The 11,586-nt window shown below is 65.5% G+C and carries 10 protein-coding genes and 1 pseudogene; 8 read left to right on the top strand and 3 right to left on the bottom strand.

What is annotated here, in order from left to right:
- Window positions 1–42: 42 nt before the first annotated feature.
- Window positions 43–477 (bottom strand): low molecular weight protein-tyrosine-phosphatase, encoded by a 435-nt coding sequence (locus ACZK2V_RS09530; RefSeq protein WP_486323186.1) that lies wholly within the window; start codon window positions 475–477, stop codon window positions 43–45.
- A gap of 149 nt (window positions 478–626) precedes the next feature.
- Window positions 627–1,994, bottom strand: a complete 1,368-nt coding sequence (locus ACZK2V_RS09525; protein ID WP_486323185.1) for an undecaprenyl-phosphate glucose phosphotransferase — start codon at window positions 1,992–1,994, stop codon at window positions 627–629.
- A 431-nt stretch (window positions 1,995–2,425) separates the two neighbouring features.
- On the opposite strand from ACZK2V_RS09525, the gene galE reads away from it, so the two are divergent.
- From galE to ACZK2V_RS09485, 8 genes and pseudogenes are all read left to right on the top strand, one after another.
- Window positions 2,426–3,463, top strand: a complete 1,038-nt coding sequence (gene galE / locus ACZK2V_RS09520) for a UDP-glucose 4-epimerase GalE (protein ID WP_486323184.1) — start codon at window positions 2,426–2,428, stop codon at window positions 3,461–3,463.
- Between the two features lie 158 nt (window positions 3,464–3,621).
- Window positions 3,622–5,154: an L-piperidine-6-carboxylate dehydrogenase gene (gene amaB / locus ACZK2V_RS09515; RefSeq protein WP_486323183.1), complete on the top strand. Its 1,533-nt coding sequence runs from the start codon at window positions 3,622–3,624 to the stop codon at window positions 5,152–5,154.
- A gap of 40 nt (window positions 5,155–5,194) precedes the next feature.
- Window positions 5,195–6,004 (top strand): SDR family NAD(P)-dependent oxidoreductase, encoded by an 810-nt coding sequence (locus ACZK2V_RS09510; protein ID WP_486323182.1) that lies wholly within the window; start codon window positions 5,195–5,197, stop codon window positions 6,002–6,004.
- 301 nt (window positions 6,005–6,305) lie between these two features.
- Window positions 6,306–6,590 (top strand): DUF4190 domain-containing protein, encoded by a 285-nt coding sequence (locus ACZK2V_RS09505; RefSeq protein ID WP_010484694.1) that lies wholly within the window; start codon window positions 6,306–6,308, stop codon window positions 6,588–6,590.
- Between the two features lie 5 nt (window positions 6,591–6,595).
- Window positions 6,596–7,366 (top strand): class I SAM-dependent methyltransferase, encoded by a 771-nt coding sequence (locus ACZK2V_RS09500; protein WP_049398543.1) that lies wholly within the window; start codon window positions 6,596–6,598, stop codon window positions 7,364–7,366.
- 8 nt (window positions 7,367–7,374) lie between these two features.
- A pseudogene (locus ACZK2V_RS09495) lies at window positions 7,375–8,428 on the top strand (quinone-dependent dihydroorotate dehydrogenase).
- Between the two features lie 8 nt (window positions 8,429–8,436).
- Window positions 8,437–9,498: a UDP-N-acetylmuramate dehydrogenase gene (murB, locus tag ACZK2V_RS09490; protein WP_107431775.1), complete on the top strand. Its 1,062-nt coding sequence runs from the start codon at window positions 8,437–8,439 to the stop codon at window positions 9,496–9,498.
- A gap of 32 nt (window positions 9,499–9,530) precedes the next feature.
- Complete coding sequence (locus tag ACZK2V_RS09485; protein WP_032129732.1) at window positions 9,531–10,418, top strand: DMT family transporter; 888 nt, start codon at window positions 9,531–9,533, stop codon at window positions 10,416–10,418.
- 141 nt (window positions 10,419–10,559) lie between these two features.
- On the opposite strand, the gene ACZK2V_RS09480 is transcribed toward ACZK2V_RS09485, so the two are convergent.
- Entirely contained in the window at window positions 10,560–11,564 is a 1,005-nt protein-coding gene (locus ACZK2V_RS09480) for a phosphotransferase (RefSeq protein WP_486323181.1), read from the bottom strand.
- Between the last annotated feature and the right edge of the window lie 22 nt (window positions 11,565–11,586).

The following is an 11,586-nucleotide window of genomic DNA, read 5'->3' as shown; positions in this document are numbered from 1 at the left end:
TTCAATTAGTTACGGGCCGGAGACAGTAAGATGGCAACTGCACTACAAGTGCCGCGCCCAACTCTCAACACCCTCAGCCATCAGCTTGTAAACATGCTCGAACGCCGGCCGCTGCTGGCGGTACGGGTCAGGAATCTCCTGCTCGTGCTGCCACTTGCCCAGCAGGAATGTCTTGCCCGAGGCCTGCGGGGCGATTTCGGCAATGCGGAGCACATGCTTCCGCTCCATGGTCAGCACCAGATCGGCCGCTCCCAGGATGGCGTCGTCGATCTGCCGGGCGCGGTGCGCCAGCCCATCCATGCCCTGCTCCACCAGCAGTTCCTGCGCCGTGGCATCAATGCCATGACCAACCAGAGCCCCTAGGCCTGCGGAGGAAATCTGGATGCCCTTGCCAGCCACAGCCTGCCTCAGCATGACTTCAGCCGAAGGACTCCGGCAGATGTTGCCGACACATACGAATAGAACGTTCTTGAACACTGACTTCGATCCTGTGGCAATCCATGCAGCGCCACGGCCCCAAAGCGAGGCGGCGGCAGCCACACAGGATACCTTACGATGACGTTACACGCGATGAAATGGCCAGCAAATTCATGGCATTACGCCGCACTTCCCCGACCAGCGAGGCGTCAATAAGCCGACTTCTGGCCCAACACCTTGAATGCCGTCATCACGATGATCCGCACATCCAGCGTCGGACTCCAGCGCCGGATGTAATCGATGTCGTACTGGACACGCTTCTTCATCGAGCGAAGCTCCGGCGTCTCGCCACGCAACCCATGCACCTGCGCCCAGCCGGTGATACCCGGCTTGACGTAGTGGCGGTGCATGTAGCGCTCGATCACCCGTTCATAGTGGTCATTGTGCTGGATCGCGTGCGGCCGCGGCCCCACCACCGACATGTTCCCACCCAGAACATTGAAGAACTGCGGGAGCTCATCCAGGCTGCTGCGGCGCAGGAAGGCACCGAATCGGGTCACGCGAGGATCCCCCCGCGTCGCTTGAGTGATCTGCCCTGCGCCCTCCGCATGCACGCGCATGGAGCGGAACTTGAGCATCCAGAATTCCTTACCGCCCAACCCGTGGCGCTTCTGGCGGAACAACACCGGCCCCGGCGAACTCAGCTTCACGCCGATGGCCAATAAAGCAAACAACGGCGCCAACAAGATCACCGCCAGTCCCGCCACAATGATGTCCTCGATCCGCTTGAACAGGCGGAATCGATGGTCCGACAGGCCCTGGCGCACGCCAATCATCGGCACATCGCCGACCTGATGCACCCCAGGATTGAGCGCCCCCAGGCCAGTCGTGTCAGGAATCAGGCGCACCGGCACGGGAAAACGCTCGATCTGCTTGAGCATATCCTTGACTGCTGCCGCGTGCCCCATGGGCATTGACACCCATACCTGATCGAATTCACCCCTATGCTGATCCATGTACAGCGGAACCTCGGCTAACGCACCAAGCCTACGTGGCGCGTCTCCACCGCGCCGGGTCGCAATGTCACCGGTGCTCGCAAAGTAGCCAACAACTTCCTTGCCCAGTTCTGGCTTGCCGCGCAGAAGGCGATGCAACTTCAATGCCGGCGCGCGCAGCCCGACCAGCAGGATGCGCTCTCGATCCATCCCACGCGAGCGCAAGCGGTGCAACTGCACCCTCAGCAACACACGCAACAAGGCCATTGCAGCAAGCCCGAACGCATACCACCCTACCAGCCAACTGGATGGAACAGCGTCGGCCACCCCAACGATGACCACATAGATCGAGAACAGAGCAAAGGTGGACGACCAGGCCAGCAGCAGCAACCAGAGATCCGCCAGGAGGCCCCTAACACGCCAGTTGCGATAGACCGGCGCTACCGAAAAGCAGACGATGGCACTGAGGATCACCGCACCGAACACGATTCGCTGGGACGAATCCGGCGCGCCTGCGCCATAGAGCAGGATGTGAGAAAGCACCGCCATTCCTGGCAGCAGCAACAGATCACCCAGGCGCAACCCAAGCTCGAGGGCTGCTCGGGCCTCGACACGACGGCGGCCAGCGCGGGCCCGCTCCGCAGGAAGGTCTTCTACTGATCCATGTAGCAAAGCACTTCTCCAGTATCCGCTCGATACGACTCCGAAGGATTCGGCGTCACGTGCATGGGCTCCCCAGCCAGCACGCTGTTGTCCGGACAACGTCAATTAAATGTGGAGGAATTGTGAATGAAGCGAAGGGCAAAAGATAGGAACCTCAAGTCGGGAGAACCCCCACGGCTCCGTCGGAAAATCACCTAAGTGCTTATAGTTATTACGAATTACACATGTATCAAAATGCGTCAAAATGCGTCATTTTATGTCATAGCTGCCACTGATCGACTCCTATAGCGGGCGTCGAACTCATCAGCACTGCTAGACTCCCACGAATTTTTTCGCAACAAGGAAGATGCATGTCGCAAATCCTCATCTGCGGCGGCGCCGGCTACATCGGCAGCCACATGGCCCAGTACCTGGCCGAAGCCGGCCACGCCGTAACCGTGCTCGACAACCTGTCTACCGGCCACCGCGACGCGGTCTGTTGGGGCGAACTGCTGGAAGCCGACCTGCTGGATCCCGAAGCGCTCGAACGCGCTCTCCATGGTCGCCAGTTCGATGCCGTGATGCACTTCGCTGCCCGCTCGCTGGTCGGTGAGTCCGTTGCGGATCCTTATGCCTACTACGCGAACAACGTCACTGGCACACTGAACCTGCTGGCCGCCATGCGGCGCCACGACATCGATCGCATCGTGTTCTCCTCCACCGCTGCGGTATTCGGCAATCCACAGTCGGACGTGATCGATGAGGACCACCCCAAGGCGCCCATCAACCCCTACGGCGCCAGCAAGCTGATGGCAGAGCGGATCCTCGCTGACGCAGCCACAGCCTACGGCCTGCGTTCAACCTGCCTGCGCTACTTCAATGCCGCTGGCGCCCTGCCCAACCACGGCATCGGCGAGGCCCATGCCTGCGAAACCCACCTGATTCCCAATGTCCTGCGTGCCGCATTGGGCATCGGCAACGCCATGAAAGTGTTCGGCAATGACTACCCAACACCCGATGGCACCTGCGTGCGCGACTATGTACACGTGCAGGATCTGGCCCAAGCCCACGCGCTGGCACTTGAGTACATGGAGCACACGCCGGGTGCGCACGCCTTCAATCTGGGCAATGGGCAGGGTTTCTCCGTCCATGAGGTGATTGCAGCCGCGGCAGCGGTCAGCGGACGCGAAATTCCGTTTGAGATGGCGGAACGCCGTCCGGGCGATCCGGCCAGCCTGGTGGCGTCCTCTGCCCGCGCTCGCGAGTTCCTGGGTTGGCAGCCGCGCTGGACCGAGCTGGCACCGATCATCACCAGTGCCTGGCAGTGGCATCGCAATCCTCCCGCTTGGTCGCCACAACCAGCCACCCCGGGACCCGCGCGCGCGATGGACGAAGCCCTGCCTGCCTGAACAGGCACCCCGAATAGGGATGGCCTATCGGTGCGGTCCCACCCCGCACCGCACCAAAGCCCAGCAACCTCCCTCTGCTACCATCGGCGGTTCTGTTCATCGCGTCCCCCACCTGCCCGCGATGGCGCCAAACAACGTAACGAAACACAGGAGTCTGCATGTCTTCCGAGCTGCTCAAGTCCCTTGGCCTGGACGCGATCAACGCTGGCACGTACCTGGGCAACGGGGAGTGGTCGAGCGCGACCAGCGGTGAGCTGATCACCCCGGTCAACCCGACCACCGGCGAGCCGATCGCGCAGGTCCGCGCGACCACCGAGGCCGAGTACGAGACCGTCGTCGCCCGCGCCCAGGAAGCTTTCAAGGTCTGGCGCACCACGCCGGCACCGCGCCGCGGTGAAGCCGTGCGCCTGTGCGGTGAAGCGCTGCGCAAGCACAAGGACGCGCTGGGTTCGCTGGTCGCCCTGGAAATGGGCAAGAGCAAGCCGGAAGGCGATGGCGAAGTGCAGGAGATGATCGACATCGCCGATTTCGCCGTGGGCCAGAGCCGCATGCTGTACGGCTACACCATGCATTCCGAGCGCCCCGGCCACCGCATGTACGAGCAGTACCACCCGCTGGGCCTGGTCGGCATCATCTCGGCCTTCAACTTCCCGGTCGCGGTGTGGAGCTGGAACTCGTTCCTGGCCGCCATCTGCGGCGACGTGTGCATCTGGAAGCCGTCCAACAAGACGCCGCTGACCGCCATCGCCTCGCTGAAGATCTGCAACGACGCCCTGCGCGAAGCCGACTTCCCGGACATCTTCTTCCTGATCAACGATGCCGGCACCGCGCTGTCGGAAAAGATGGTCGATGACCGCCGCGTGCCGCTGATCAGCTTCACCGGCTCGACCCAGGTCGGCCGCACCGTCAACGAAAAGGTCGCGCGCCGCCTCGGCCGCTGCCTGCTGGAGCTGGGTGGCAACAACGCCATCATCCTGGACGAAACCGCCGACCTGAAGCTGGCCGTGCCGGGCATCGTGTTCGGCGCGGTCGGTACCGCCGGCCAGCGCTGCACCACCACCCGCCGCCTGATCGTGCACCGCTCGATCTATGCCGACGTGCTGGCCACGCTGGTCAAGGCCTATAAGCAGGTGGAAGGCAAGATCGGCGACCCGACCGATGCCGCCAACCTGATGGGCCCGCTGAACAGCGATGGCGCCGTGCAGCAGTTCCTCGATGCCATCGCCCAGGCCAAGGCGGCCGGCGGCACCATCGAAACCGGCGGCACCCGCATCGACCGCGCTGGCAACTTCGTGCTGCCGGCGATCGTCTCGGGCCTGAATAACAGCGACGCCGTGGTCCAGCATGAGACCTTCGCGCCGATCCTGTACGTGATGCCGTACGACACCATCGACGAAGCCATCGACATGCAGAACGGCGTGCCGCAGGGCCTGTCGTCCTCGATCTTCACCCAGAGCCTGAAGACCGCCGAGAAGTTCCTGTCGGCGGCCGGCAGCGACTGCGGCATCGCCAACATCAACATCGGCACGTCCGGTGCGGAGATCGGCGGTGCCTTCGGTGGCGAGAAGGACACCGGCGGTGGCCGCGAGTCCGGCTCGGATGCGTGGAAGGTCTACATGCGTCGCCAGACCAACACCATCAACTACTCGGATTCGCTGCCGCTGGCGCAGGGCATCAAGTTCGACCTGTAACGCTATCTGTAGTGCCGAGCCATGCTCGGCAGGATGCGCCATGAACACCGCAGGAAATGCAGCCGAGCATGGCTCGGCTCTTCAGGCTGGCAAGCCGGTGATTGATTTCACCGGCCGCCGCGTGCTGATCGCCGGCGGCAGCAAGGGCATTGGCCGTGAAATGGCGCTGGCGTTTGCCGGCGCTGGTGCGCAGGTCTCGGTCTGCGCCCGCGGCCAGGCGGGCCTGGATGCCCTGCGTGCCGATGCACGGGCGCAGGGCTTCGAACTGCACACGTTTTCCGCCGATCTGGCCGACCCAGGCCAGATCCAGGCCTGGCTGCAGGCCGCCGCCGATGCACTCGGTGGCATCGATGTGCTGGTCAACAACGCCACCGGCTATGGCATGGCCGACGACGAGGATGGCTGGGCGGCCAGCCTGCAGATCGATCTGATGGCCGCCGTTAGGGCCTCGCGCCTGGCCCTGCCTTGGCTGCGCGCGTCCAGTGACGCCTGCATTCTCAATCTCTCTTCGATCGCCGCGCAGCAGCCGCGCCCCGGTGGCGCACCCTACGCCGCCGCCAAGGCCGCGCTGTCGCACTACACCACCTCGCAGGCGCTCGCGCTGGCCAAGGAACGGATCCGAGTCAATGCAATCGCGCCGGGCTCGATCGAGTTCGATGACGGCCTCTGGGACCGCCGCCGCACCGAAGACCCGGCGCTGTACCACGGCACGCTGGCGAAGATTCCGTTCGGTCGCTTCGGCCACCCGCGTGAGATCGCCGATGCCGCCCTGTTCCTGTGCTCGCCGCTGTCGCGCTGGATCACCGGCCATGTGCTCAACGTGGATGGTGGCCAGGTGTTGATGGGCTGACACCGGCACTCCGGTAGCTGCCTACCTTGGTTGGCATGCCTTTCGTCGACCAAGGGCGACGCCTACCACGGCTGGAATGCCTTTCGTCGACCAAGGTCGACGCCTACCACGGCTGGAATGCCTTTCGTCGACCAAGGTCGACGCCTACCACGGCTGGCATGCGGTTCGTCGACCAAGGTCGACGCCTGCCTGGCTGGAATGCCCTTCGTCTACCAAGGTCGACGCCTGCCATCGCATCCGCCGGGCATGGGATTGCCCGGGCAGAGGCACTATCATGTGCACACTGCCAAGGAGGACCCCGATGAGCGTGGCACCCCGACAGACAAGCGCCCTGGCCGTGGTCAGCCTGGTCATGGGCATCGCCAGCTGGACCGTCCTGCCCTTCGTGGCCAGCATCGTGGCCATCATCACCGGCCACATGGCCCGCGCCGAGATCCGCCGCCGCCCGCATGAACTGGAAGGCGATGGCCTGGCCGTCACCGGTCTGGTACTGGGCTGGGTGATGGTCGGCGCCGTGATCGCCGCCATCCTGGTCTTCATCCTGTTCTTCGGCGGCCTGGCTTGGCTCGCTGCGATGTCGAACTGACTGCCATGACCGCCTCCGACAGCACTGAACGCTTCAGCAGCCGCGTCGCCGATTACGTCCGCTACCGGCCCGATTACCCACCCGCGCTGCTGGAATGGCTGCACGGCCCGATGGGCGTCAGCCGCGAGGCGCTGGTCGCCGACATCGGCGCCGGTACCGGTATTTCCAGCCGCCAGTTCCTGGCCAGCGGCCATCCGGTAGTCGCGGTTGAGCCCAATGCCGCCATGCGGGGCGCGGCCGAGCAATGGCTGGCACCGCAGTACCCGCAGTTCCGCGCGGTCGACGGCCGCGCCGAGGCCACCACACTGGACGACGCCAGCATCGATCTGGTCAGTGTCGCGCAGGCCTTCCACTGGTTCGACACCGTGGCGGTGCGCGCCGAGTGGCAGCGCATCCTGCGCCCGGGTGGCCTGGCACTGATCTACTGGAATTCGCGCCTGCTCGATGCCAGTCCGTTCCTGGTCGGCTACGAACAGTTGCTGCTGGATTACGGCACCGACTACTCCGCCGTGGCCGAGCGCTACCAGGACGATGCCACGATGCAGGCCTGGTTCGGCCCCGGCCTGCGCGGCATGGTCGAGCTGCCGAACGTGCAGCACCTGGACTTCGACGCCCTGCGCGGGCGCCTGCTGTCCTCCTCCTATGCCCCGCAAGCCGGTCATCCGCGTCACGCGCCGATGATCGACGCTCTGCAGGACCTGTTCGCCGCCCACGCGGTCGACGGCCAGGTCGCTTTTGAATATCGAACCCGAGCCTTCCTCGGCACGCTGGACTGAACCGACGCATGTATTCGCTTGCCCGCCCCTTCCTGTTCTCGCTCGACGCCGAGCGCGCCCACGGCCTTGGCCTGTCCGCACTGGACCTGGCCTATCGCACCGGCACCACGCCGCTGCTGGCCGCACGCATCGCGCCGATGCCCAGCACGGTGTTCGGGCTGACCTTCCCCAATCCGGTCGGCCTGGCCGCCGGCCTGGACAAGAATGGCGAGCACATTGATGCGCTGTTCGCGCTGGGTTTCGGCTTCGTCGAAATCGGCACCATCACGCCGCGCCCGCAGGCCGGCAATCCGCAGCCGCGCCTGTTCCGCCTGCCGGAACACAACGCGATCATCAACCGCATGGGCTTCAACAATGCGGGCGTGGACGCGCTGGTGCGCAACGTCGAGCGCGCGCAACCGCCGCGGCCTGCTCGGCATCAACATCGGCAAGAACAAGGACACCCCGAACGAACAGGCCGTGGACGATTACATCGTCTGCCTGGACAAGGTGTACCCGCTGGCCGACTACATCACCGTCAACATCTCCTCGCCCAACACCGCCGGCCTGCGTGAACTGCAGGAAGAAACCGCGCTGCGCCAGCTGGTCAGCCAGTTGCGCGACCGCCAGGAAGATCTCGCGGCCCGCCACGGTCGCCGCGTGCCGATGCTGGTCAAGGTGGCGCCCGACCTGAGCGAGCGCGACATCGATGCCGCTGCCCGCGTGCTGGGCGAACTGCAGGTGGACGGCGTGATCGCCACCAACACCACCATCGACCACAGCAAGGTGGCCGGCGACCCGCTGGCCAACGAGGCCGGCGGCCTGTCCGGCGCGCCGGTGCTGGAGCAGTCCACCCTGGTACTGCGCCGCCTGCGTTCGCGGCTGCCCGAGTCGGTGCCGTTGATCGGGGTCGGCGGCATCCTGTCCGGTGCCGACGCCGTGGCCAAGATGGCTGCTGGTGCGGCGCTGGTGCAGTGCTACAGCGGCCTGATCTTCCGTGGCCCGGCGCTGGTCTCCGAATGCGTGGAGGCGATCCGTCGCCGCCGCGAAGCGCCGAGCCGCGGCGCGGTGGCCCCACTGTGAGCACACCCATGGATACCGTCGACGGCAACGCCCCGCTGCGCTGGACGCTCACCCGCAATGCGCCGCTGCAGGCCCTGAACACCTTCCATGTGCAGGCCAGCGCCGCTCAGCTGTTGGAACTGCACGATCCCACGCTGCTGCCGGAAGTGCTGGCATTGCCCGAAGTGGCCAGCGGCCCGCTGCTGGTGCTGGGTGCCGGCAGCAATGTGCTGATCGCCGAGGACCTGCCGGGCACCGTGCTGGTGTTCGGCAACCGTGACATCAGCTTCCTCGAGCATCGCGCCGACCATGCCGTGATCCGCGCCGGTGCCGGTGTGCCGTGGCACGGCCTGGTGATGTGGTCGCTGCAGGAAGGCCTGTCCGGCCTGGAAAACCTGGCCCTGATTCCCGGCACCGCCGGTGCCGCGCCGATCCAGAACATCGGCGCCTACGGCGCGCAGGTCGGCGAGTTCATCCAGGCCGTCGAAGCCTGGGACTGCCAGGAGCAGGCCTGGGTGCGGCTGGACAACGAACAGTGTGGCTTCGCCTACCGCGACAGCGTGTTCAAGCAGCAGATGGACCGCTACCTGATCACCGCCATCGAACTGAAGCTGCCACTGCTGCATGACCTGCGCATGGACTACGCCGGCATCCGCGAGGAACTGCAGGCGCAGGGTGTGGAATTGCCCAGTGCGGTGGACGTGGCCAATGCGGTGATCGCGATCCGCCGCCGCAAGCTGCCCGACCCGGATGTACTGGGCAACGCCGGCAGCTTCTTCAAGAACCCGGTGCTGCCGCTGGAACAGGTCGACGTACTGCTGCAGCACTTCCCCGAGCTGCCAGTGTTCCCGTCCGACCAGGACGGCAAGCGCAAGGTCTCGGCGGCATGGATGATCGAGTCCTGCGGCTGGAAGGGCTTCCGCGAAGGTGATGCTGGCGTGGCGCCGAGCCACGCACTGGTGCTGGTCAACCACGGCAACGCCACCGGCGCTGAACTGCTGGCGCTGGCGCGACGCATCTCTGCTTCCGTGCTGGAGAAGTTCGGCGTGCCGATCGAACCGGAGCCCCGCCTGCTCGGCGCACAGTGGTGAACACCCCCGCCCTCTCCCCCAGCGCCACCCCGATGCGGGCGGCGCTGCTGATGCTCGGCAGCACGATGGCATTCGGCCTGATGGCGGTGGCGATCCGCTATGCCACGCGCTACGTGCCCACCCAGGAAGTGGCGTTCTTCCGCAATGCCTTCGGCCTGCTGGCGTTGCTGCCGATGCTGCTGCGGCCAGGCCACGCGCCGCTGAAGACCCAACAGCTGCCGCGCTACTTCGTGCGCAGTGCGATCGGCCTGGGTTCGATGCTGTGCGCCTTCTGGGCATTGGGCCATCTGCCGTTGGCGCAGGCGGTCTCGCTCTCGTACTCCACGCCGCTGTTCGTCACCATCGCCGCCGTGCTGTGGCTGGGCGAGACCGTGCGCGTGCGCCGCTGGGCCGCCGTCGTCGTCGGCTTCATCGGTGTACTGGTGATCGTGCGTCCCGGTACCGCGGGCTTCACTGCGGGCAGTCTGGTCGCGGTGGCCGCCGCCGTGCTCAGCTCGCTGGTGGCGATCCAGATCAAGCAGCTGACCCGCATCGACAGCGCCGACACCGTAGTGCTCTACACCTACGTGTTCTGGGTGCCATTGTCGTTGGTGCCGGCCGTGTTCGTGTGGGTCTGGCCCACCGGCATGGCGTGGCTGTGGCTGCTGGCCACCGGCGTGCTGGGCACCATCGGCCAGCTGCTGTGGACGCGTGCGCTGCGCCTGGGTGAAGTCTCCGCACTGACCCCGATCAGCTTCCTGCAACTGCCACTGGTGACGCTGTTCGGCTGGCTGCTGTTCAACGAAACGGTGGACCGCTGGACCATCATCGGTGCCGGCATCATCCTCGCCGCCAACGCGTACATCGCCCATCGCGAGGCCGTGCTGTCGCGCCGCGCCGCAAGCGCAGCGGCCTCGGCGGCAGCCAAGCCCGCCGAGTAGATCCGCGCCATGCACGGATGATTCCTGTCCGCCCGATCAACGATGGCGGCACAAAGAGCTGCCGAGCGTAACTGTAGAGTCGAGCCATGCTCGACTCATCGCGCGAAGCGCGACGGTTCACCCATGGCAGGTGACGTGCATTTACAACGCGCGATACACCCGCTCCGCCGCATCGAACACATTGCCCGGTGCGAACTGCTCGCCCAGGTAATGTAGCGACTGTCGGCGCAGTTGCGGCGAACGCTCCTCGCCATCGCTGCCCAGCAGCACCTGCTGGAACTCGATCAGATCCTGCAGGATGCGCCAGTGCCGGTACCAGGCGATCCAGCGCGGGTCGCCGCGGTCGCTGCCGTAGCCGTCCTCGAAGCCCAGCGGATTCTCGCGCCCCCAGCGCCCGCCAACCGCCGCACCGATGAACATCAGGTCGCGCTCGCGCGGTGCCAGCGACAGGCCATCCCAATCGATCAGGTGCAGGCCCCCGTCATTGCCCATCAGCAGGTTGCCGGCATGCAGATCGGTGTGGCACAGGTGCAGGTCTACCGGCACGTACTGCAAGGCCGCGAGCAGTTCCCGTGCCTGTGAATGCAGCGCCGCGATGCGCGCATGCTGCTGGTCCCATACCGAAACGAATGCGCGGCCCAGCCCGTCCTTCGCGGCCGCCAGGCCCTCGCCGGCCAACCACTGCCCGACGGTCTCCAGCGCTGCGGTTTCCAGCCGCACGATCGGCAGCGCCTGCTGCAGTTCCGCCGGCAGCTGCGCGCCGTGCAGGCGCCGCAGCACCTCACCCAGCCGTTTCCACTGGGTGCGGCTCAACGCTGCCTCGAACCCGGACTGGCCTTCCACATAAGGGAACAGGGTGAACTGCAATCCCCAACGCTGTACCGACGCACCACCGGTCAGTGCCGGCCACGGCGCGACGATCTCATCGATACCCAACGTGCCGCGCATCCAGTGCAGGCTGTCCCACACCGATGGGTCGACCTGGTAGGTGCGGCATTTCAACCACCACTGCCCGTGCCGCGCATCGACGCGATACACGCTGGCATTGGCGTCGGCGCCCACCGGGCGTGGCACCACGGCGGTCGGGGTGATGCCATAGGATTGTTGCAGGACTTCGCCGAGATGCTGCGCCGAAGCGAATGACATGGATGCAAGCGGAAAGTGTTAC

This window comes from Stenotrophomonas sp. 93052_Sma (assembly GCF_056481145.1).
This window is presented reverse-complemented; position numbering and strand designations above follow the sequence as displayed.